Annotated in this window: 20 protein-coding genes; 4 read left to right on the top strand and 16 right to left on the bottom strand. The window is 65.1% G+C overall.

Translation table 11 applies throughout. The annotated features are described in order from the left end of the window. Positions 1-43: 43 nt before the first annotated feature. The 3 genes from P0R31_RS35785 to P0R31_RS35775 are packed head-to-tail and all read right to left on the bottom strand — an operon-like array spanning position 44 to position 3075. Positions 44-1033, bottom strand: a complete 990-nt coding sequence (locus tag P0R31_RS35785) for an SGNH/GDSL hydrolase family protein (protein ID WP_275519502.1) — start codon at positions 1031-1033, stop codon at positions 44-46. 12 nt (positions 1034-1045) lie between these two features. Beyond that, the gene (locus P0R31_RS35780; RefSeq protein WP_275519500.1) at positions 1046-1819 is read right to left on the bottom strand and encodes an SGNH/GDSL hydrolase family protein; all 774 of its coding nucleotides are present in this window, start codon (positions 1817-1819) and stop codon (positions 1046-1048) included. Then, entirely contained in the window at positions 1819-3075 is a 1257-nt protein-coding gene (locus tag P0R31_RS35775) for an OpgC domain-containing protein (protein ID WP_275519499.1), read from the bottom strand. Before P0R31_RS35775 ends, P0R31_RS35780 begins: the two co-directional genes overlap by 1 nt. Positions 3076-3271: 196 nt before the next feature. On the opposite strand from P0R31_RS35775, the gene apaG reads away from it, so the two are divergent. Beyond that, positions 3272-3664: a Co2+/Mg2+ efflux protein ApaG gene (gene apaG, locus P0R31_RS35770; protein WP_024337101.1), complete on the top strand. Its 393-nt coding sequence runs from the start codon at positions 3272-3274 to the stop codon at positions 3662-3664. A 152-nt stretch (positions 3665-3816) separates the two neighbouring features. Here the strand turns inward: apaG and P0R31_RS35765 are convergent, their stop codons facing one another. The 3 genes from P0R31_RS35765 to P0R31_RS35755 form a co-directional block, all read right to left on the bottom strand. Further along, positions 3817-4824: an Hsp33 family molecular chaperone gene (locus P0R31_RS35765; RefSeq protein WP_275519497.1), complete on the bottom strand. Its 1008-nt coding sequence runs from the start codon at positions 4822-4824 to the stop codon at positions 3817-3819. A 253-nt stretch (positions 4825-5077) separates the two neighbouring features. Next, complete coding sequence (argF, locus tag P0R31_RS35760; RefSeq protein WP_036042744.1) at positions 5078-6013, bottom strand: ornithine carbamoyltransferase; 936 nt, start codon at positions 6011-6013, stop codon at positions 5078-5080. Further along, positions 6013-7221, bottom strand: coding sequence for an aspartate aminotransferase family protein (locus P0R31_RS35755; RefSeq protein WP_275519495.1), 1209 nt, complete (start codon positions 7219-7221; stop codon positions 6013-6015). Before P0R31_RS35755 ends, argF begins: the two co-directional genes overlap by 1 nt. A gap of 458 nt (positions 7222-7679) precedes the next feature. On the opposite strand from P0R31_RS35755, the gene P0R31_RS35750 reads away from it, so the two are divergent. Beyond that, complete coding sequence (locus tag P0R31_RS35750) at positions 7680-8192, top strand: GcrA family cell cycle regulator (protein WP_275519493.1); 513 nt, start codon at positions 7680-7682, stop codon at positions 8190-8192. 256 nt (positions 8193-8448) lie between these two features. Here P0R31_RS35750 and phoB read toward each other — a convergent pair whose 3' ends face one another. The 10 genes from phoB to P0R31_RS35700 all read right to left on the bottom strand — a co-directional run bounded on the left by phoB (position 8449) and on the right by P0R31_RS35700 (position 18406). Then, entirely contained in the window at positions 8449-9156 is a 708-nt protein-coding gene (gene phoB, locus P0R31_RS35745; RefSeq protein WP_008143479.1) for a phosphate regulon transcriptional regulator PhoB, read from the bottom strand. A 22-nt stretch (positions 9157-9178) separates the two neighbouring features. Then, the gene (gene phoU / locus P0R31_RS35740) at positions 9179-9895 is read right to left on the bottom strand and encodes a phosphate signaling complex protein PhoU (protein WP_271546345.1); all 717 of its coding nucleotides are present in this window, start codon (positions 9893-9895) and stop codon (positions 9179-9181) included. 11 nt (positions 9896-9906) lie between these two features. Continuing rightward, entirely contained in the window at positions 9907-10728 is an 822-nt protein-coding gene (gene pstB, locus P0R31_RS35735) for a phosphate ABC transporter ATP-binding protein PstB (protein WP_271546347.1), read from the bottom strand. Continuing rightward, complete coding sequence (pstA, locus tag P0R31_RS35730) at positions 10725-11570, bottom strand: phosphate ABC transporter permease PstA (RefSeq protein WP_275519491.1); 846 nt, start codon at positions 11568-11570, stop codon at positions 10725-10727. The genes pstB and pstA overlap by 4 nt, the downstream gene beginning before the upstream one ends. Before the next feature lie 4 nt (positions 11571-11574). Continuing rightward, a complete protein-coding gene (gene pstC, locus P0R31_RS35725; protein WP_275519536.1) occupies positions 11575-12564 on the bottom strand; it encodes a phosphate ABC transporter permease subunit PstC in 990 nt (329 codons plus the stop codon). A gap of 135 nt (positions 12565-12699) precedes the next feature. Continuing rightward, positions 12700-13713 (bottom strand): phosphate ABC transporter substrate-binding protein PstS, encoded by a 1014-nt coding sequence (gene pstS, locus P0R31_RS35720; protein WP_275519489.1) that lies wholly within the window; start codon positions 13711-13713, stop codon positions 12700-12702. Positions 13714-13862: 149 nt separating this feature from the next. Next, positions 13863-15155 carry an ATP-binding protein gene (locus P0R31_RS35715; RefSeq protein WP_275519487.1) on the bottom strand — a complete coding sequence of 431 codons (1293 nt, stop codon included), beginning with the start codon at positions 15153-15155 and terminating at the stop codon, positions 13863-13865. A gap of 46 nt (positions 15156-15201) precedes the next feature. Continuing rightward, entirely contained in the window at positions 15202-16257 is a 1056-nt protein-coding gene (locus P0R31_RS35710; protein WP_275519485.1) for a lysylphosphatidylglycerol synthase domain-containing protein, read from the bottom strand. Positions 16258-16706: 449 nt separating this feature from the next. Next, positions 16707-17009, bottom strand: a complete 303-nt coding sequence (locus P0R31_RS35705; RefSeq protein WP_275519483.1) for a hypothetical protein — start codon at positions 17007-17009, stop codon at positions 16707-16709. Positions 17010-17011: 2 nt separating this feature from the next. Beyond that, positions 17012-18406, bottom strand: a complete 1395-nt coding sequence (locus P0R31_RS35700) for an OmpA family protein (RefSeq protein WP_275519481.1) — start codon at positions 18404-18406, stop codon at positions 17012-17014. Positions 18407-18570: 164 nt separating this feature from the next. Here P0R31_RS35700 and P0R31_RS35695 point away from each other — a divergent pair, with 164 nt between their 5' ends. Together P0R31_RS35695 and P0R31_RS35690 are read left to right on the top strand one after the other, a co-directional pair. Further along, on the top strand, positions 18571-19629 hold the full coding sequence (locus P0R31_RS35695) for a polysaccharide deacetylase family protein (protein WP_275519479.1): 1059 nt from the start codon (positions 18571-18573) through the stop codon (positions 19627-19629). Positions 19630-19724: 95 nt separating this feature from the next. After that, positions 19725-20537 (top strand): SDR family oxidoreductase, encoded by an 813-nt coding sequence (locus P0R31_RS35690; protein WP_275519477.1) that lies wholly within the window; start codon positions 19725-19727, stop codon positions 20535-20537. Positions 20538-20770: the final 233 nt, after the last annotated feature.

The raw sequence follows: 20770 nt of genomic DNA, 5'->3' as shown, positions 1-20770 counted from the left end.
AGTGGTGGGTTGCGGCTTCGCCTAACCCACCCTACGCACCCTCTCACATCGGCCGGTACGTTCTCACGTCGGCGGGCACGCTCACACCGAGCTTGATCTGGCCGACGGAGCGGATGATGTCGTCGCCGAGCAGCTGGGCGAAGCAGGCATAGCCCCAATCGTTCATGTGCAGGCCGTCGGCGATGACGAAGCTCTCGACCGGGATCGACTGATTCTCGTGCCAGTCGCGCATCACCTCGAAGCGCGGGAAGATGCCGACCTTGCGGAGCTCGGCGACGTTGCCGAGCAGCTTGATCATCTTGCCGGCGCTCTCCTTGCGCTGGTTGACGGCCGGCGAATATTGCGGATCGACCAGCACGATGTCGGTGCCGCCGGCGGCCTGAATGCGGCTGATGCCGTCCTCGACCAGCTTGGCCGTATCGGCAGGATCGAGATTGCGCAGCACGGCATTGGTGCCGACCTGCCAGATCACGAGATCCGGATGCACGTCGATGACCTGCGTCTGCAAGCGCTTCATCATCTCGGGCGCATCCTCGCCGCCGACGCCGGCATTGACGACCGTGATGTCGGCGGCCGGATAGTGCCGGCGCAGCTGCGCCGCGAGACGATTGGGGTAATTGAACTCCGGCGAGCTCGCGCCGAACCCCTGGGTCGACGACGAGCCGAACGCGACGATGACGACGGGCTGGCCGGCAGCCAGCTTGCTTGCGACATGGGGCAGCGAGCCCATCGCCTTGGAGCCGCCCTTCGGCGGCAGGCAGGGCACCCGGCTGAAGATGTCGGCGGCGGACTTCGCGACCTCCTTCACCTTGTCGATGGCGCGCGAGGTGACGCCGCGCTGCTCGGGCGACCTCGCGGCGACGGTGGTCTGGGACGGCGCAGCGGGCGCGGGATCAGGCGACTGGGCGGGTGCGGGGGTCGCCGGCTGTGCAGCCGGCGTCTGCGCATGCGAGGCGGGCGTCAGCAACAACAGCACTGCTGTTGCAGGCACGGCCAGCCATGACGTCAGGCAAAAAGGGCGGAGAGAACTCATTAACGCTAGACCTCAATTTTGCTGCTGGGCCGGCTCCAGATGAGCAGCGTCAATCACGAACTGTGCCAACGCCCGGCCAAGGCAATCATGGACCTGCTTCGCCAGCTCAGGCCCGCGGGACGGGTTGAACAGGTCGAACTGGCCCTGTTCATTCCACTGCCGCATGATCGCGAAACGATCGAACAGCGGGACGTCGTGCTCCTGTGCCACGACGCGCATATTGTCGAGAAAAGGCTGCGCCGAGATCATGGTCTCGGTGCGCGGGCTATATTGCAAATTCATCAAGACGACGTCCGCCCCTGCCTTTTGCAGCGCAACAACCCCGTCGGTCACCGCGCTACGAAATTCGTCGGGATCGATGGATCGGATAGCATCCACGGTCCCGGTCTGCCAGATGACCAAAGTAGGCGTTTTTGCTTCCATCAGCTTAACGAAGGTGGACGCCGTCTCCTCTGCCGTTCTCTTGCTCTGTATTTCTACGGAGACGTGCACCGGCTCGGAGGGCGGCAGCTTCTCCTTGAGGATCGCCTCCATGCGCGCCGGATAGGAGCTGCTCTCCGACGACGGAATCGTGGTCGAGCGGCTGCCGATCACCAGGATGTCGAGCGGTTTGCCGGCCTTGATCGCCTCGGCGACCTTGGGCAGCTGGCTTTCGCTGGTCAGCAGATAGGACGGCAGTTCGCAGGCCGCAGGCGATGCGGCAGACGCGGCATCGCCCGCGCGCGCCGTGGGCGCGGCGAGGTTACCGCATAGCAGGACCAGGCTCAGGAGAACCTTCGCCTTCATCAGCCCCCTCCCGCCAGATCGGCGTTGCCGACGGCGTTTTTGGTTTTCGCACCGCTCTTGTCAGCCACGCGCTTGTACCACGAAATGACCCAGGCCACCGCCCACATGATCAGGATTCCGGAGAGGCTAATCAACGCATGCATGACCGGCCCGCCGGAGATTTCGGCGAGGACGAAATGGCCGGCAAAGGCCAGGAAGACGCCGAGGCAGAAGATCTCGAGCGAATGCTGACCACATAGAATCAATGGTCGCAGCCAGCGCGATTTCAAGCCCGGCCAATCGCGGGGCAGGAAGCGTACGGTGAGCGCCGCCAGCGCCAGGAAGTGCGCGAAGCGCAGCACGTCGAGGTCGGTCTTGTCGATCGGATACATCCATTGCTCGATCCGCTTCGGCATGAACTGGGAGAGCTGAGGCACGTACCAGGTCAAGGTCACGTAGAACGCCGCGATGAGATAGGCGATCGAGATCCACATCGTCACGGGCGAGGCCAGGATGCCAGACATGCGACGCGCACCTCCGAGCGCGCACCAGGCACCGAACACGAACAGCAATTGCCAGGCGAAAGGATTGAAGGCCCAGAAGCCGTTCGGATAGGCCGACAGGTAAAGGTCGTACTCCCAGGTCACCGCGTAGAGCAGGACCGACAGCCCGAGCGTGACGTCCGGCCGCCATTTCATCGACCACAGGATCAGCGGCAGCGCCAGCATCAGCACGATGTAGAGCGGCAGCACGTCCATGTTGACGGGACGGAAGCGCAGCAGCAGCGCCTGCACGATGACGACGTCCGGCTGCTTGAGGAAGTCCATGATGCCCATCTCTTCGGTGTAGAGCGGGTTCTCGAACCTGGTCGCGACATAGGAGATCTCGGCGAGGAAGATCGTAAACAGGAAGACGTGGGCGACGTAGATCTGCCAGACCCGGCGCAGGATGCGCGCGGTGGCGATGAGAACGCCGCTCTCCAGCATGGCCCGGCCATAGACGAAGGCCGCGGTGTAGCCGGAGATGAAGATGAAGATCTCGGTGGCGTCGCTGAGGCCGTAATTGCGGATCGTGAACCAGGTCAGCAGACTGGGCGGCAGATGGTCGATGAAGATCAGCCACAGCGCGAGCCCGCGGAACAGATCGAGCCGGAGCTCGCGCTCGCCGATGGCAGGCAGCGTGATGGCCGGCGCTGCGGCGCGCGCCTTGGTCCCTGCGGGCTTGGCGCCCGCGGTTCCTGCGATGGTCGATCCCGTCACTTGGTCGGCAATGGTCATCGGGGCCTGGAAACCGTTCCGCAAATCGCGACGTTGAAGCAATGTAATGGTCCGGCTGTCGTCTCGCAAAGCGGCCGGATCACATAAGGTGTCTGCCTCGGTGGTGTGCTTTCCCGCCAATTCTGGCGGGACGATGTCGCCAAGGGCGCCCGCGGGGGGTTTGGTTCCCTGGGCGGATTTCGGTATGATGACAGCCATGTACCGCGCCGTGACCCGCCAGATCGAAGTGACCGTCGAGCCGAACTTTGTTCCGGAGCAATCGTCGGCCGACCGCTCGCGCTACTTCTGGTCCTACACCATCGTCATCACCAATTCGGGCGAGGAGACCGTGCAGCTCAAGACGCGGCACTGGATCATCACCGATGCCTCCGGCCGCCAGCAGGAGGTGAAGGGCGAGGGCGTGGTCGGCGAGCAGCCGATCCTCGCTCCCGGCGAGCGCTTCGAATACACCTCCGGCGTGCCGCTCTCGACCGCCTCGGGCTTCATGACCGGCCGCTACCAGATGGTCAGCGAAACCGGCGAGCGCTTCGAGATCGACGTGCCCACGTTTTCGCTGGACAGCCCGGACAACAAGCGGGTGTTGAATTAGCGGCGATCCTTGCGCAGCTAACTTAGGGCGGGCAAAGACGCATCGCGTCGTGCCCACCATGCCGATCATCGCGCATAAGATGGTGGGGCACGCTCCGCTTTGCGGAGAGACTCTGGATTGCTTCGCTGCGCTCGCAATGACGGAGGATAGACTTAAGCGTCCTCGACGCCCGCCTCGTGCGGCGTGAACTGGTACACCGACGAACAGAACTCGCAGGTTACGACGACCTTGTCGTCCTTGACCATGGCGGCGCGGTCGTCGTGCGAGAAGCTCTTGAGCATCGCGGCGACGGCATCGCGCGAGCAGGAGCACCGCGCCTCGAGCACCTGCGGATTGAACACACGCACGCCGCGCTCGTGGAAGAGGCGGTAGAGCAGCCGCTCGCCGGAGAGCTCGGGATCGATCAGCTCGACGTCTTCGACCGTCTCGATCAGCGAGCGTGCCTCGACCCAGGCATCATCTTCGGCGACGCTGTGCACCTCGGTGCCGTCGGGCGCATCGCCGGGATGCAAGTCCGCCTGCCGCGCGCGCTCCGGCGCCTTCGGCAGAAATTGCATCAGCATGCCGCCGGCGCGCCAGCGATGCTTGCCGCCGTCGCTCGAGCGCCACTCCTCGCCGACCGCGAGGCGCACGCGCGTCGGGATCTGCTCGGAGCGCAGGAAATATTCGTGGGCGGCGTCTTCCAGGCTGCCACCGTCGAGCGCAACCAGGCCCTGGTAGCGGCTCATGTCGGGACCCTGGTCGATGGTCATGGCGAGATGGCCGCGGCCGAGCAGCGTGCCGGAATCCTTCGCCGTGCCCAGGCGCGAGGCGTCGAAGCGCGCATAGGCGCGCAGGCGGTCCGGGGCCTGGTAGTCGACCACCAGGAACGACACCGGGCCATCGGTCTGGGCCTGAAGAATGAAGCGGCCCTCGAATTTCAGCGCCGAGCCGAGCAGCGTCGTCAGCACGATGGCCTCGCCGAGCAGCTTGCCGACGGCTGCGGGATAATCGTGCTTGGTGAGGATGTCGTCGAGCGCGGGACCAAGCCGCACCAGGCGCCCGCGCACGTCGAGCGCGTCGACCTCGTAAGGCAGCACGGCGTCATCGATCGGAACCGATGATGGCGCGCGAACCGGGCCTTCAGGCCCGGTTTTCATGTCAGGGGATTGCGAAACCATGGCGCTCTATCTGGGGTCGGAGGGCGGAAATGGAAGGGGGCGCGGAGAACCTCAAACTCAGTGTCGTCCCGGGGCGCGCAAAGCGCGAGCCCGGGACCGATAACCACAGGACGACGTCAATGCGCGAGATGACAACTCGGAGTCATCGCCAAACGCAAGCCTGTGGTTATGGGTCCCGGATCGGCGCTCCACTTCGCTGCGCTTGTCCGGGACGACAGTTGCTTGTGGGGCCGCAGCCGGGCTTCCAGCGCGCCTACTTCACCGCGTCGAAGCACCAGGCCAAGATGCCCTTCTGCGCGTGCAGGCGGTTTTCGGCCTCGTCGAACACGACCGATTGCGGCCCGTCGATCACCTCATCGGTGACCTCCTCGCCGCGATGGGCCGGCAGGCAATGCATGAACAATGCGTCCGCCTTGGCCAGCGACATCAGCTTGGCATTGACCTGGTAGGGCTTGAGCACGTTGTGGCGGTGCTCGCCCTCCTTGTCACCCATCGACACCCAGGTGTCGGTGACGACGCAATCGGCGCCGCGCACGGCGGCCTCGGGATCGGTGCCGAGCACGATCGGCGCGCCCGTCGCCTTGATCCAGTCGCGCATGGCCTTTTTCGGTGCGAGCTCCGGCGGCGTTGCGACATTGAGCTGGAATTTGAAGCGCTCGGCGGCATGGGCCCAGGACGCCAGCACGTTGTTGTCGTCGCCGGTCCAGGCCACCGTCTTGCCCTCGATCGGGCCGCGATGCTCCTCATAGGTCATGAGGTCGGCCATCACCTGGCAGGGATGCGAACGCCGCGTCAGGCCGTTGATGACGGGCACGGTGGCGTTGGCCGCGAGCTCCAGCAGCGCATCGTGGTTGAGGATGCGGATCATGATGGCGTCGACATAGCGCGACAGAACCCGCGCGGTGTCGGCGATGGTCTCGCCGCGACCGAGCTGCATCTCGGCGCCGGTGAGCATGATCGCCTCGCCGCCGAGCTGGCGCATGCCGACGTCGAACGAGACGCGGGTGCGGGTCGAGGGACGCTCGAAGATCATCGCCAGCGTCTTGCCTTCGAGCGGCCTGACCGGCTGCTGCGCCTTCTGCTTCGCCTTCATGGCGGAAGAGGCGGCGAGCATGCTCTTGAGCTCCGACAGCGGCAGCTCGTTGATGTCCAGGAAGTGCTTGGGAGCTTTGTTGGGCGTCGTGCTCATCAGCTTGCCGCCCGCTTGGTCTGGCTGGACGAGATCGCAGAGCAGGCGCGCTCGAGCCTGATGACGCTGTCCTCGATCTCCGCTTCGGTGACGATCAGGGGCGGCAGGAAGCGCACGACATTGTCGCCGGCCCCGACGGTGAGCAGCTTTTCGGCGCGCAGCGCCGCGACGAGATCGCCCGAAGGGACCACCGCTTTGATGCCGATCAGGAGGCCCTCGCCGCGCACCTCGCTGACGACGTCAGGATGACGATCGATCACGGAGGCGAGCTTCTGCTTGAGCAGCAGCGACATCTTCTGCACGTGGTCGAAGAAGCCGGGCTTGAGCATGACGTCGAGCACGGCGTTGGCAGCCGAGATCGCGAGCGGATTGCCGCCGAAAGTCGAGCCGTGCGAGCCGGGCCCCATGCCGGCGGCCGCATCTGCGGTCGCCAGCACCGCGCCGATCGGGAAACCGCCGCCGAGCGCCTTGGCGAGCGACATCACGTCCGGCGTGACGCCGGTACGCTTGTAGGCGAAGAGCTCGCCGGTGCGGCCCATGCCGGTCTGCACCTCGTCGAAGGCGAGCAAGATGTCATGCTCGTTGCAAAGCTCGCGCAGTGCCTTGAGGAAGGCGGGAGGCGCAGAACGAACGCCGCCCTCGCCCTGGATCGGCTCGATGAGAATGCCGGCGGTATGCGGTCCGATCGCCTTCTTCACGGCGTCGAGGTCGCCATGCGGCACCTGATCGAAGCCATCCATCGGCGGACCGAAGCCCTCGAGATATTTCGCAGACCCGGTGGCGGCGAGCGTCGCCAGCGTGCGGCCATGGAAGGCACCCTCGAAGGTGATCATGCTGTACCGCTCCGGATGCCCCTTCGAGAAATGATGGTGGCGCACCAGCTTGATCACGCCTTCCAGCGCCTCGGCGCCGGAATTGCAGAAGAACACGAAGTCCGCAAAGCTCTCGTTGCAGAGGCGGCTTGCGAGCTTCTCGCCATCAGGGCTCTGGAACAGGTTCGACATGTGCCAGAGCTTGGTCGCCTGCTCCTGCAATGCCTTGACCAGCGCGGGATGGACATGGCCGAGCGCATTCACCGCCACGCCCGAGGTGAAATCGAGATAGCGATCGCCGTTGGTCGCGATCAGCCAGCAGCCTTCGCCGCGCTCGAAACCGAGGTCGGCCCTGGCGAAAACGGGGAGCAAATGCGGCGCTGCGCTGTTAGTCATGACGTCACTTGAATGTTGCGGACGGTGTGAGGCACGCATTGGGCAACGCACCATCGACCGGCCCCGGAAAACGAAACGTGCCGCCTTTTAAGGGCGGCACGTGGCACTATCTTATGCCTGGCAAGACGGGTGTCAATGCCGCCCGGAAAGCCTCGCGAAACGCTGATTCCGTAGTCTTGCGGTGCCGATTTTGCGGGTTTTTCACCACGGAACATGTGGAAGCGAGTCGGCGGACTCTTGCGCGGGAGTCACGCCATATTGTAGCGTTTGGACTGTCAGATACGACATCTCGTGCAGTAGTTCTGATCCCAAAAGTCCTCATGTACCGGCGTAAACGTTCGGGCGTCTTGAGCGCGCCCGGCGAGCCTTAAGGGATTCTGACGGCACGGGTTTTTCAAGGCTAAGCATTCGCTGCGAAGGCCCCAGGATGGCAGGCGCGCAGCGAGGGAAAGGGTGCAATGACGGTTTTGACCTGGTCCGATGATCGCGTCGAGCAGCTGAAGAAGCTCTGGGAGGCCGGACTTTCGGCCAGCCAGATCGCGGCGGAGCTCGGCAATGTGACCCGCAATGCCGTGATCGGCAAGGTGCACCGGCTCGGCCTGTCCGGCCGCGCCAAGAGCCCTTCATCGGCAGCGCCGCGGCCGCGCAAGGCACGGCCCGCGCAGCATATGATGCGGGTGACCCGCCCCGTCGCACGCGGCAACACCGCGCTGGCGCAGGCCTTCGAGGTCGAGTTGGAAGCCGAGCCGGTGACCTACGACAACGTGGTGCCGATGAGCCAGCGGCTGTCGCTGCTGGAATTGAACGAGGCGACCTGCCACTGGCCGGTCGGCGATCCCTCGAGCCCGGATTTCTTCTTCTGCGGCGGCAAGGCGCTCTCAGGCCTGCCCTACTGCGCCCAGCATTCGCGCGTGGCCTATCAGCCCGCAGCGGACCGCCGTCGCGCACCGGCGAAGCCAAGCACGCGGTGAGATTGTCGATCTAACCGTTGCAGCCGTTTCACGACGGCCGCTCCACCAATTCGGTGTCATCCCCGCCTGGTGCGCGATTGCGCACGGGGGGCGGGGATCCATAACCACAGCGCGCAATCGTTGCGCGAGATGGTCACGCCAAGTCTTCGTCCAACAATGTTCTGTGGTTATGGATCCCGGGCTCGCGCTGCGCGCGCCCCGGGATGACGGCCGGGATTGTAGCGGCGGTCTGCCAAATCCACCGCCCTCCAAATCCTTACGTCTGCTCGGCCTTGGCGAACCGATCGTCCAGCGCGTAGCCGGCGCCGCGGACGGTGCGGATCGGGTCCTGCTCGCGGCCGAGATTGAGCAGCTTGCGCAGGCGGCCGATATGGACGTCGACGGTGCGCTCGTCGATGTAGATGTCGCGGCCCCAGACGCTGTCGAGCAGCTGCTCGCGCGAGAACACGCGGCCGGGATGCTCCAGGAAGAACTCCAGCAGGCGATATTCGGTCGGACCGAGATCGATCGGCCGGCCTGAGCGCGCCACGCGGCGCTTGTCGCGGTCGAGCTCGATGTCGCCATAGGCGAGCACGGTGGCGAGGCGCTCGGGGCTCGCACGCCTGAGCAGGCCCTTCACACGCGCGAGCAGCTCCGGCACCGAGAACGGCTTGACGATGTAATCATCCGCGCCGGTGGCAAGCCCGCGCACCCGCTCACTCTCCTCGCCGCGCGCGGTGAGCATGATGATCGGCAGCTGCTTGGTCTCGGGGCGCGTCCGAAGCCGCCGGCACAGCTCGATGCCCGACAGGCCCGGCAGCATCCAATCGAGCACGATCAGATCGGGAATGTGCTCCTTGAGGCGGGTGTCGGCGTCATCGCCGCGCATCACCGTCTCGACGTCATAGCCGTCGCCTTCGAGGTTGTAGCGAAGAAGCTCGGTGAGAGCTTCCTCGTCCTCAACCACCATAATGCGTGCGCCCATGTGGTCGTAGCTCCTTAAGTCGTCAGGTATTCGGCACCGTCGTGGCGAAGGTCGTCATGTCGCCCTTCGGCCGCTTGTCGGTGATCGCCTGGCCCTCGATCATGTAGAACACGGTCTCGGCGATGTTGGTGGCGTGGTCGCCGATCCGCTCGATGTTCTTGGCACAGAACATCAGGTGGATACAGAACGAGATGTTGCGCGGATCCTCCATCATGTAGGTGAGGAGCTCGCGGAACAGCGAGGTGCAGATGGCGTCGACTTCCTCGTCGCCCTTCCACACCGCCATCGCCGCCGGCAAATCGTGCGCGGCATAGGCGTCCAGCACGCTCTTGACCTGCTGCTGCACGAGGTCGGTCATGTGCTCCAGGCCGCGGAACAGCTTGAGCGGATGGAAATCCGTCTCCAGCGCCGCGACGCGCTTGCCCATGTTCTTGGCGAGATCGCCGATGCGCTCGAGATCGGTCGCAACGCGCATGGCGCCGACGATCTCGCGCAGGTCGACGGCCATCGGCTGGCGGCGGGCGATGGTGAGCACGGCGCGCTCCTCGATGCGCTTCTGCAGCGCGTCGAGCTCGGCGTCGGTGGCGACGACGCGCTGGCCGAGCGCCACGTCGCGGCGGATCAGCGCGTCGACGGAATCGACGATCATGCGCTCGGCGATGCCTCCCATCTCGGCGACCAGGCGTGTGAGCTCCTGAAGGTCGCTGTCGAAGGCCTTTACGGTATGTTCAGAACCCATGTTCCGTCTCCTCAGCCGAACCGGCCGGTGATGTAATCCTGCGTGCGCCGATCACTCGGCGACGTGAAGATCTTGCTGGTGTCATCGAACTCGATCAACTCGCCGAGATACATGAAGGCGGTCTTGTCGGAGACACGCGCCGCCTGCTGCATGTTGTGGGTGACGATCGCGATCGTGTAGTTCTCGGACAGTTCCTGGATCAGCTCCTCGACCTTGGCGGTCGAGATCGGGTCGAGTGCCGAGCAGGGCTCGTCGAACAGGATCACCTCGGGCCGCACCGCGACGGTGCGGGCGATGCAGAGGCGCTGCTGCTGGCCGCCGGAGAGCGACAAGCCGGATGCATTGAGCTTGTCCTTGACCTCGTTCCACAGCGCGCCGCCGCGCAGCGCCTTCTCGACGCGGCCGTCCATCTCGGACTTGGAGATCTTCTCGTAGAGACGAATGCCGAAGGCGATGTTCTCGTAGATCGTCATCGGGAACGGCGTCGGCTTCTGGAACACCATGCCGACCCGGGCGCGGAGCAGATTGAGGTCGAGCTTGGGGTCGAGGATGTTGGTATGGTCGAGCAACAGCTGACCGTCTGCGCGCTGGCCGGGATAGAGGTCGTACATCCGGTTGAAGATGCGCAGCAGGGTGGACTTGCCGCAGCCGGACGGGCCGATGAACGCCGTGACGCGGTTGGTGCCGAGCGCCAGGTTGATGTTCTTCAGCGCGTGGTGGTCCCCGTAGTAGAAATTGAGGTTGCGCGCCGTGACCTTGGCCGGCGCCTCGGGCAGGGGCTGCGAGCCGGGATGAACGGTCGGTGCGCTGACGGAAACAGACATTTCACTCATTTTGCAGTCCTCTCGGCGCCAAGGATGCGCGCGCCAATGTTCAGGGCAAGCACGGTCAGGGTGATCAGCAGCGCGCCGCTCCAGGCGAGTTGCTTCCAATATTCGTAGGGGCTCTGCACGAAATTGTTGATGGTGACCGGCAGGTTGGCCATCGTCTTGTCCAGACCCAGGCTGAAGAACTGGTTCGACAGCGCGGTGAACAGCAGCGGCGCGGTCTCGCCGGCGACGCGGGCGGTGGCGAGCAGCACGCCGGTGATGAGGCCGGCGCGCGCCGCACGGTACGCGATTCGCCTGATCACCAGCGAGCGCGGCAGGCCGAGCGCGCTGGCAGCTTCGCGCAACGGATTCGGCACCAGCAGCAGCATGTCCTCCGTGGTGCGCACGACGACCGGGATCACGATGACGGCAAGCGCCAGCGCGCCCGCAATCGCCGAGAAGCCGCGCATCGGCACCACCACCGCGCCATAGATGAAGAGGCCGATGATGATCGAGGGTGCCGACAGGAGAATGTCGTTGATGAAGCGGATCACCGAGGTCAGCTTGTCGTTGCGGCCGTACTCGGCGAGATAGGTACCGGCGAACAGGCCGAGCGGCGCGCCGATGCCGACACCGATCACGGTCATGATCAGCGAGCCGACGATGGCGTTGCGCAGGCCGCCCTCGGTCGATCCAGGCGGCGGCGTGTCAGCTGTGAAGACCTGGAGGTTGAGCCCGGCCAGGCCATTGTAGAGCAGCGTGATCAGGATCAGCGCGAGCCAGGTGACGCCGAAGGCGGCGGCGGCGATGCAGAGGCCGCGGATGACGATGTCCCAGCGGCGGCGGCGTGCATAGATCGGGTTCATGGCTTCACTTCCCCGCCTTGGTTTCCAGGCGCAGCAGCATCAGCCGCGCGGCCGCGAGCACGAAGAATGTCAGCACGAACAGCAGGAGGCCGAGCAGGATCAGGCCGGACTGGTGCAGGCCGTCGCTCTCGGCGAACTCGGATGCGATCGCCGCCGAGATGGTGGTGCCCGGCGCAAAGATCGACGAGGAGATCCGGAACGAGTTGCCGATGATGAAGGTCACCGCCATGGTCTCGCCGAGCGCGCGGCCCAGCGCCAGCATGACGCCGCCGATGATGCCGACGCGGGTGTAGGGGATCACGACGCTGCGGACGACTTCCCAGGTGGTGCAGCCGACGCCATAGGCGGCTTCCTTCAGCACCGGCGGCACCGTCTTGAACACGTCGACCGAGATCGAGGTGATGAAGGGCAGCACCATGATGGCGAGGATCAGCGCGGCGTTGAACAGGCTGAGATAGGACGGGGGGCCGGCGAAGATCGCGCCGAGCACGGGAACGCCGTCGAACACCCGGATCATGAAAGGCTGGAAGGTGTTGGCCAGGAACGGGCCGAGCACGAAGAAGCCCCACATGCCGTAGATGATCGAGGGAATGCCGGCGAGCAGCTCGACCGCCATGCCGATCGGGCGGCGCAGCCATTGCGGGCAGAGCTCGGTGAGGAAGATCGCAATGCCGAGACCGACGGGAATGGCGATCAGCATCGCGATGAAGGAGGTGACGAGCGTGCCGTAGATCGGCCCGAGCGCGCCGAGCACCGGCGGATCGGCCGAGGGCGCCCAGCGCTGCGTCCACAGGAAGGAGATGCCGAACTGCTGGATCGCCGGGAAGGCGCCGACGATCAGCGAGATGATGATGCCGCCGAGGATCAGCAGCACCGAGATCGCGGACAACCGCGTGATCCAGTAGAAGGTGACGTCGCCGAGCTTGAACGCGCTCAAGGCCTTGGCGCGGTCATATGGACCGGCAGCATCAATCACATTGCTCTCAACAGCCATCTCAGCCACGCCGATCCCCTATACCCGTTTATTTACGCTTGTTGTTGGCGGCGCGCTCCGGATACAGGCAGGAGGCCGATCCGGAGCGGAGATCTTGCAGCATCCCGGAACCGTGTCCGGGACACATATAGCGCCTTAGCTCTTGATCTCGGCAGCCCAGGTCTTTTCGATCTGCTGGACGACGCTGTCCGGCATCGGGATGTAGTCGAGCTCCTCGGCCATCTTGCCGCCGTTCTTGAAGGCCCAGCGGAAGAACTTGATCGCTTCCTGCGCGGACGCCTTGTCGGTGGCGGACTTGTGCATCAGGATGAAGGTCGCCGCCGTGATCGGCCAGGACTTCTCGCCGGGCTGCTCGGTCAGGATGACGTAATAGCCGGGAGCCTTGGACCAATCGGCGTTGGAAGCGGCCGCCTGGAAGGCCTCGACGGTCGGCTGCACCGGCTTGCCGGCCTTGTTGACGAGACCGGTGTGGGTGAGCTTGTTCTGCTTGGCATAGGCGTATTCGACATAGCCGATCGAGTTCTTGGTCTGGCTGATGTTGCCCGACACGCCTTCGTTGCCCTTGGCGCCGACGCCGACCGGCCACTCGACCGCGGTGCCCTCGCCGACCTTGCTCTTCCAGTCCGCGCTGGCCTTGGAGAGATAGTTGGTGAAGTTGAAGGTGGTGCCCGAGCCGTCCGAACGACGGACCACGGTGATGGCCTCTGACGGCAGCTTCGCGTTGGGATTGAGCTTCTTGATCGCGGCATCGTCCCACTTGGTGATCTTGCCGAGATAGATGTTGGCCAGGGTCTCGCCGTCGAACACCAGCTCGCCTGGCTTCACGCCCTCGAGGTTGACGACGGGGACGATGGCACCCATCACCATCGGCCACTGGACGAGGCCGTCCTTCTCGAGCTGCTCGGCCTTGAGCGGCGCGTCGGTGGCGCCGAAGGTCACGGTCTTGGCCTGGATCTGCTTGATGCCGCCGCCGGAGCCGATGGACTGATAATTCAGACCGTTTCCGGTCTCCTTTTTGTAGGCGTCGGCCCACTTCGAATAGATCGGGAACGGGAACGTCGCGCCGGCACCGGTGATGTCGGCCGCAAAGGCTACCGTCGTCGATGCGGCGACCAAGCCGGCAGCGACCATGGTTTTGAGGAAATTCATGCTGGTCTCCATACAGGGGAGCGAAGCGCCATCCGCGCCCGATCGCGCTCCCCGCGCCGCCGCTTTAGGGGCGGTCGGCTGTGCTTTTACGAAGGTTTCATGACAGTTGGATGACTGACACAAGCAATTGAAATTGCTTATATTTTAGATCAAGCCGGAGTCTTGATCTGGGGAAAACAGGCGGTGAAGGTAGCACCCTGCCTGGGCAGGCTTTCGATCACAAGGCGGCCGCGATGACGGTTAAGAATATGTTTCACCAGCGATAACCCGAGCCCGGTGCCGCCTTGCGAGCGGCTGTCGCCGACGTCGACCCGGTAGAAGCGTTCGGTCAGCCGCGGCAGGTGCTCCGGCGCGATGCCCGGGCCGAAATCGCGGACCATGACCCGGATTTCCTGAGTTCCGTCAGCGGCGGCGCTCGAGACCAGCGACACGATGACGCGCCCGCCGGAGGCGCCGTATTTGAGTGCGTTCTCGATCAGGTTCTCGAACAGGCGGAGCAGCTCCTCGCGGTCCCCCGCGATCATCACCGGCGGCTCCGGCAGGTGGATTTCCACCTCGACCTGACGCTCGCGCGCCAGCGGCTCGAGCCCGTCGGCGACCTGACGGATGATCGGGACGAGATCGACCAGGGTGTCGGGCCGGACATGGGCCGACAGCTCGACCCGCGACAACGACAAGAGATCGTCGATCAGGCGCGCCATGCGCGTGGCCTGGTTGTGCATGATGCCGAGAAAGCGCTCGCGCGCCTTGGGATCGTCCTTGGCCTGGCCCTGGAGCGTATCGATGAAGCCCGACAGCGCCGCCAGCGGCGTGCGCAGCTCGTGGCTGGCATTGGCGACGAAGTCGGCGCGCATCTCCTCGACCCGGCGCAGCGGCGTCTGGTCGTGGAAGGTCATCAGCATGCATTTGTCGGCGCCGCCGAAGCTGGTCGGCACCGGTACCGGCGTGATGATCAGCTCCATCCAGCGATCAACCGGAACATGATCGAGATAGGTCGCGCGCCGCGGCTCGGTGGTCGCGATGGCCTCGCGCAGCGCGGTGATGATCTCCGGCGAGCGCAGCGCGAACTGGGCGAGCTCGTTCTTGCGCAGCGCCGGCGCGAGCTGGGCGGCGGCGGCGTTGAGGTGGATGACGCGGCCGGCCCGGTCGAGCAGCACCGCCGGATCCGGCATGCCGGCGACCACCGCGGCCACCGCCGCGCTCTCGACCGGGTTGATGCGTCTGACGTCGTCGCGGGAGGTGGCGGGATCGTGCAGCCGCCACGGGATCAAGGCCGCCGCCGCGATGCAGAGGAACACGATTGCAGCGTGCAGCGCCGACAATTCGCCGAGCGAGACCACGACGGACAGCGCCAGCGCCGCGGCGATCAGGATGATGGTCGAGTGCCGCAGCCGATCGGACCAGGGCTGGGCGGAGGGAGAAGAGGGGGCGTCGATCGCCATCGGGGCGGACTTCTCCTGGGGACTGTCCTTAAGGACCTGACACCGGTCAGGCGCCGCTGTCGCTGCGCTCTCTCACATAGGCGGCTTCAGGCGCCGGGCCGGGGTCCAGCTTGAGCGCCGCCTGTTGCAAGCGCTTCGATCGGGCGCCGATTATAACCTCTCGAAACGTCAGCAAGATTACAGATAAGACGAACGGAGACAGATAATAGAGGACGCGGAACAGGAGCATGCCGCCCAGCAGTTCCTCGCGGTCCATCTGCCAGAGCCCGACCAGCATGGCGGCGTCGAACACCCCCAGGCCTCCGGGTGAATGGCTGGCGAAGCCGAGCAGGGTCGCCGAGACGAAAATCACCGCGACCATCACGAAGCCGAGATTGGGCTCGTCGGGGACCAGCACATACATCGCCAGCGCGCAGAAACCGAGATCGACGATGCCGATCGCGATCTGGAGCAGCGTCAGCGGGCCGCCCGGCAGCACCACCGTCCAAGGGCCGCGGCCGACCACCCGCGGCTGGCTCCAGACCCAGATCACGTAACCGATCAGCGCCACGATGATCATCAGCGCCAGTGTCCGGTTCAGCCAGACCGGCAGCTGGTCGATCGAGGCTGCCGCCTCCGGATGGTAGGCGATGCCGAGGCCGAGCACCGCGGCATTGCCCAGCCAGAAGGTCAGGCCGGCGAGAAAGCAGATCTTTGCGACGTCGATCGCGTTGAGCCCATAGGCCGAATAGATGCGGTAGCGCACCGCCCCGCCGGTGAAGACGGAGGCGCCGACATTGTGGCCGATCGAATAGCTGGTGAAGGCCGCGAGCGCGTTGATGCGATAGGGCACATGAGCATGGCCGATCGCGCGCGTGGCGAAGAGGTCGTAGAAGGTCAGCGTGAAATAGCCCGCAGTGACGAATAGCGCCGCCATCGCAATCTGGCTCGGCTCGGTGCTCTTGATCGCTTCGAGGACCTCGTTGAAATCGATGCCGCGCAGCATGTGGTAGAGCACGTAGCAAGCGATGCCGATGACCGCGATGCTGATCACGACTCCAAGCTTATGCAGGACTTGCTTCTGGCGCAGAAACGTCATCGCCCTGCGTATGGCTTCCAGCATCTAGACCTCGAACAACGCTTCAGCGGCCAGGGTGGCCGGCGGATAGGCGGACGCGCAGGCATTCAACGAACCCTCGCCGCCGGCGCCGGTATCGCGCATGCCCCCTGCCCCTCCACTAGCGCGTTTTCGGCCGAAGTGGAATTCGCCAATTCGAACAAAAACACGTGCCTTCAATATTTTAGGCAGGGTTGCAGCTCCCAGTGCAGGGTTTGGCGCTTTCGTCGGCAAGGCTTGGCGCGAATCTCCAGGCGATCCTGCGCAGGGGCCATGAAGTTTTGATGATTTCGGCCGCACAATGTTCCGTCACGCCTTAAGCCGACGTCAATCTATGGAGCCGGCCTGCCTGTTGAAAGAGGGGTGACTGGAGCGGCCAGGTCCCGGTTTTCCAATGCGCCGAAAGGCCGCGGCGGTGGCACACCCCGTCCCGCGCGTGAGGGTGCATAGCAACATCACACAGCGGCTGGCGGCGCGGTGCGCGAGACCACCCGATCGCGCAGCCACGCTCCGATCGTGCCGCCGACGAGATAGCAGGCGAACATGATCAGGCCGAGGTCGAGCCAGTAGCCGAAGCGACCGGGGACCACATGGGTGAGAGAGACCGCGACCAGGGCGGCGGCAAGCACTGCGAGCCACCGCGCAGTCACCTTCGAGGTGCCGTTGCCGCGCTGGACCACCGAGATCCAACCCATGCAGAAGCCCAGCAGCAGCGAGCCGATCAGCCAGCCCAGATGGAACGAGACGAGATAGGGCATCGTCACCTCACCAGAAATTCGATGCGGCGGTTCTGCGCCTTGCCTTCATCGGTGTCGTTACCGGCGACGGGCTGCGTGCTGCCATGGCCGACCGCGGTGAAGCGGCTGGCAGAAAGGCCCGCCTTGACCAGATAGTCGATCACCGCCTGCGCACGCTTTTCCGAAAGGGCCTGGTTGAAGGCATCCTCGCCATCGGCGTCGGTATGTCCGACGACCTCGATATTGGTGGTGGGGCACCGCAGCGCGGTCTCGATGAGGCGATCGAGAATGCCGGCCGAGTCAGGATCGATGTCCGCGCGCCTGTTCGCGAAGCGGATCTTGCCCTTGGTCAGAAGCTCCGAGAACAATTGCTGGCACACGGTGCCGTCCACCGGGCCTGCGGCGGGCTTCACCGTGATCTCCGGCTTGTACTGCCAGTTCTTCGGGAAGTCCTTGCCGAGGCCTGCGCGGATCTCGTTGGCGGCGCCCTCGTAGAGCGCATCGCCCGACAGCTTCACCTCGCGGTCGGAGACGACCAGCGTGCCGGTCGACAGCCGCGACAGCGCGCCGAGCGCGGCGATAACAGCCGTGCTGAAGGAGCCGGGTGCGCCGATGCTGGCCTTGAGATTGTCGACGACCTTTTCGGTGAAGAACTTTCGCGAGGCGCTGGTGCCGATCGCGGCGTGGACGTTGCTGTCCGGAACATAGCCGGTCAGCGTCACCGTCGCAGCCACCGGATCCTTGTAGGCCTGGAAGATGTAGGGCGGCGCCTTGATCTCGTTGGCCGCAATCGAAAAACCTTCGGGCAGGTTCTTCAGCGCAGCCGCGATCGCCTCACGGCCGCCGAGCTCGCGCGCCATGCCCGACAGATTGACCTTGGTGTCGGTGATCGTGATCTTGCCGTCCTTCAGCTTGCCGATCTGATCCAGCAGCAGCATCGCGGCGGCTTCGAACCGAGGCGGCGCGCCGCGCGCCAGCCCCATCTGGTCGGCGACCTCGACGCCGCCGACTTCCTTGCGGGCCGCCTCGGTCAGCCGGGCCCTCATCGATGGCAGCGGCGCGGAGCCCGACAGCGTCACCCGCACCACGTCGCGCTCGGCATTCCAGACGAAGGGCTTGGCCTCGGGAACGAGGCGGGTCCGGTCGTCGACCAGCCGCACGCCGGGCACAGTTTCGACCGCCATCACGGCGTCGCGGCGCCCCTCCTCGGAGAAGGCGTCCGCGGCCAGGCTGACGTCGCGGCCGTCGACCGCGATCCGGGTCTTGTCCAGAACGGTGTCCTTGAGCGCAGCAGAGCTGCGGGCCGACAGATCGGCCTCCACCGGTAAGGTATTATTCCAGGCCGCAAATCCCCACATGACGGCAAGGGGGATCAACCCCGGCCACCATTTGCTGGCCCACGAGAAAAGCTTCTGCATTCGACGACCCGACCTCTGGAAACGGAGACAAAACAAACCCTTGGCAGGCTGTCAAACCGGAAATGGCCCTGGTCCCAAGGCCCGGGCGGGACAATTGGAATAACTTTTTCTTCAAGGGTTCTTCCGTAAGTTGAGGCCGGAATGCCAAAGTCCCCCACCCGGTCATGAAACAACTGCGTAACAACGTCATCCGCGCCGGGCTGGGAGCACTCTATCTCAGCGGGGCGCACCACCTGTTGCGCCCGCTCTTGTCGGGCGTCGGCGCCATTTTCATGCTGCACCATGTGCGGCCAGCGCGCGAAGCCGCGTTCCAGCCGAACCGGCATCTCGAGGTCACCCCCGACTTCCTGCGCGCCACGCTGTGCCATTTGCGCTCGCGCGACATCGACATCGTCAGCATGGACGAGCTGCATGAGCGGCTGGTGCAGGGCCGGTTCGACCGTCGCTTCGCCGCCTTCACCCTCGACGACGGTTACCGCGACAATCTGGATTACGCGCTGCCGGTGCTGCGCGAATTTGACGCGCCGCTGGCGGTCTATGTCGCGAGCGATTTTGCCGACGGCACCGGGCGATTGTGGTGGACGGCGCTGGAGGCCGTGATCGCCAAGGCCGAGCAGATCGACATTCAGATCGGCAATTCCGCGCTGCGGCTCGATGCGACCACGGTCGCCGCGAAGCAGGCGGCATTCGACCGCCTGCACGACTGGCTGCGCGCGCTGCCGGGCGAGCACGATCTTGCGCGCGAGATCGGGGCGCTGTGCAGGACTTACGGCGTCGACATGGAAGCGCTGTGCCGCAGCCTCTGCCTGTCCTGGGCCGAGCTCAAGTCCTTTGCCGCCGATCCGCTGGTCACGATCGGCGCGCACAGCGTCAGCCATTGCAACCTCGCCAAGCAGACGGAAGACATCGCCGCGCAGGAGATGGCCGCAAGCCGCGCGCGGATCGAGCAGGTGCTGGGGCGCCCCGTGCTGCACCTCGCCTATCCCTATGGCGACCGCGACGCCGCGGGCGCGCGCGAATTCGCCCTTGCCGCATCCGCCGGCTTCAAGACCGCGGTGACGACGCGGCCCGGCATGCTGTTCGCGGAGAACGCCGGCCACATGACCGCGCTGCCCCGCGTCTCGCTCAACGGCAATTATCAGGACGCGCGGATCCTGCCGGTGCTGACCTCGGGCGCCGCGACCGCGATGTGGAACGGCTTCCGCCGCATCGCGGCGGCTTAGCGGCTGCATTCTCCGCCTTCGTCGAGGACAAGCGTAGCTTCCTTGACTCCCCTCCCTGCTCCGCCCACAACCGGCGGCAACAAAGGGAGGAACGCATGTTCAACGATCTGTTCTCGCTCAAGGGCCGCATCGCGCTGGTGACCGGCGGCTCGCGCGGCATCGGCAAGATGATCGCGGCGGGATTTCTCAGTGCCGGCGCGGCGAAGGTCTACATCACCGCGCGCAAGGCCGGACCGTGCGAGGCCACCGCGAAAGAGCTCAGCGCACAATATGACGGCGAGTGCATCGCGCTGCCGATCGACATCTCCACGGTTGCGGGCTGCGAGCTGCTGGCGAGTGAATACGGCAAACGCGAGTCCCGGCTCGACATCCTCGTCAACAATGCGGGCGCGGCCTGGGGCGCGGAGTTCGACGAATTCCCGGAGAGCGGCTGGGACAAGGTGATGAACCTGAACGTGAAGGCGCCGTTCTTCCTGACCAAGGCACTGGCGCCGACGCTGCGCGCGTCGGCAAGCGCGGAACGGCCGGCGAAGGTGATCAACATCGCCTCGATCGACGGCATCTTCGTCAATCCCGGCGAGACCTATTCCTATGCCGCGAGCAAGGCCGGGCTGATCCATCTGACGCGGCGCATGGCGGTGAAGCTGATCCCGGACCACATCGTGGTCACCGCGATCGCGCCGGGCCCGTTCGCATCGGACATGAACCGCGCCGCGCGCGACCACGCCGACGAGGTCGCAACGCGCGTCCCCGTGGGCCGCATCGGCACCGACGAGGACATGGCGGGCGCTGCGATCTACCTCGCCTCCCGCGCGGGCGACTACGTGGTCGGGGCGACCATCGCGGTGGATGGCGGCATCGTCTATGCGAACCCCGGGATCAAGGGCAGCGGCTGGGACAGCGATTGATCCGGCGATCTCCCATCACACGCAGTAGGGCTCAAAACCAAGACGTCGAAAACAACCCCATGCAAAGTAGGAGGCCCGTTGATCGACAAGGGGTTTTCTGACCGCGCGGAAATGACCCTTGCAGCCGCGATGATGTTGACACGTCGGGCAAAACACGGCGTCGGCAAAAGCCGATTGCGAAGAGCAACCACGACGGAGGGCTGCTCTCATCGGGCGCAGCACCCCCTTTTGGA

This window comes from Bradyrhizobium yuanmingense, from assembly GCF_029167105.1.
Lineage (GTDB): Bacteria > Pseudomonadota > Alphaproteobacteria > Rhizobiales > Xanthobacteraceae > Bradyrhizobium > Bradyrhizobium yuanmingense_A.
This window is presented reverse-complemented; position numbering and strand designations above follow the sequence as displayed.

Coding starts and splice junctions, on each gene's coding strand:
- P0R31_RS35765 (WP_275519497.1), bottom strand. CDS start 4,824: ATGGTTTCGCAATCCCCTGACATGAAAACCGGGCCTGAAGGCCCGGTT.
- P0R31_RS35780 (WP_275519500.1), bottom strand. CDS start 1,819: ATGAAGGCGAAGGTTCTCCTGAGCCTGGTCCTGCTATGCGGTAACCTC.
- P0R31_RS35715 (WP_275519487.1), bottom strand. CDS start 15,155: ATGGCGATCGACGCCCCCTCTTCTCCCTCCGCCCAGCCCTGGTCCGAT.
- P0R31_RS35750 (WP_275519493.1), top strand. CDS start 7,680: ATGACGGTTTTGACCTGGTCCGATGATCGCGTCGAGCAGCTGAAGAAG.
- P0R31_RS35755 (WP_275519495.1), bottom strand. CDS start 7,221: ATGACTAACAGCGCAGCGCCGCATTTGCTCCCCGTTTTCGCCAGGGCC.
- phoU (WP_271546345.1), bottom strand. CDS start 9,895: ATGGGTTCTGAACATACCGTAAAGGCCTTCGACAGCGACCTTCAGGAG.
- apaG (WP_024337101.1), top strand. CDS start 3,272: ATGTACCGCGCCGTGACCCGCCAGATCGAAGTGACCGTCGAGCCGAAC.
- pstA (WP_275519491.1), bottom strand. CDS start 11,570: ATGAACCCGATCTATGCACGCCGCCGCCGCTGGGACATCGTCATCCGC.
- P0R31_RS35705 (WP_275519483.1), bottom strand. CDS start 17,009: ATGCCCTATCTCGTCTCGTTCCATCTGGGCTGGCTGATCGGCTCGCTG.
- pstS (WP_275519489.1), bottom strand. CDS start 13,713: ATGAATTTCCTCAAAACCATGGTCGCTGCCGGCTTGGTCGCCGCATCG.
- P0R31_RS35775 (WP_275519499.1), bottom strand. CDS start 3,075: ATGACCATTGCCGACCAAGTGACGGGATCGACCATCGCAGGAACCGCG.
- P0R31_RS35700 (WP_275519481.1), bottom strand. CDS start 18,406: ATGCAGAAGCTTTTCTCGTGGGCCAGCAAATGGTGGCCGGGGTTGATC.
- pstC (WP_275519536.1), bottom strand. CDS start 12,564: ATGGCTGTTGAGAGCAATGTGATTGATGCTGCCGGTCCATATGACCGC.
- argF (WP_036042744.1), bottom strand. CDS start 6,013: ATGAGCACGACGCCCAACAAAGCTCCCAAGCACTTCCTGGACATCAAC.
- P0R31_RS35695 (WP_275519479.1), top strand. CDS start 18,571: ATGAAACAACTGCGTAACAACGTCATCCGCGCCGGGCTGGGAGCACTC.
- P0R31_RS35710 (WP_275519485.1), bottom strand. CDS start 16,257: ATGCTGGAAGCCATACGCAGGGCGATGACGTTTCTGCGCCAGAAGCAA.
- pstB (WP_271546347.1), bottom strand. CDS start 10,728: ATGAGTGAAATGTCTGTTTCCGTCAGCGCACCGACCGTTCATCCCGGC.
- phoB (WP_008143479.1), bottom strand. CDS start 9,156: ATGGGCGCACGCATTATGGTGGTTGAGGACGAGGAAGCTCTCACCGAG.
- P0R31_RS35690 (WP_275519477.1), top strand. CDS start 19,725: ATGTTCAACGATCTGTTCTCGCTCAAGGGCCGCATCGCGCTGGTGACC.
- P0R31_RS35785 (WP_275519502.1), bottom strand. CDS start 1,033: ATGAGTTCTCTCCGCCCTTTTTGCCTGACGTCATGGCTGGCCGTGCCT.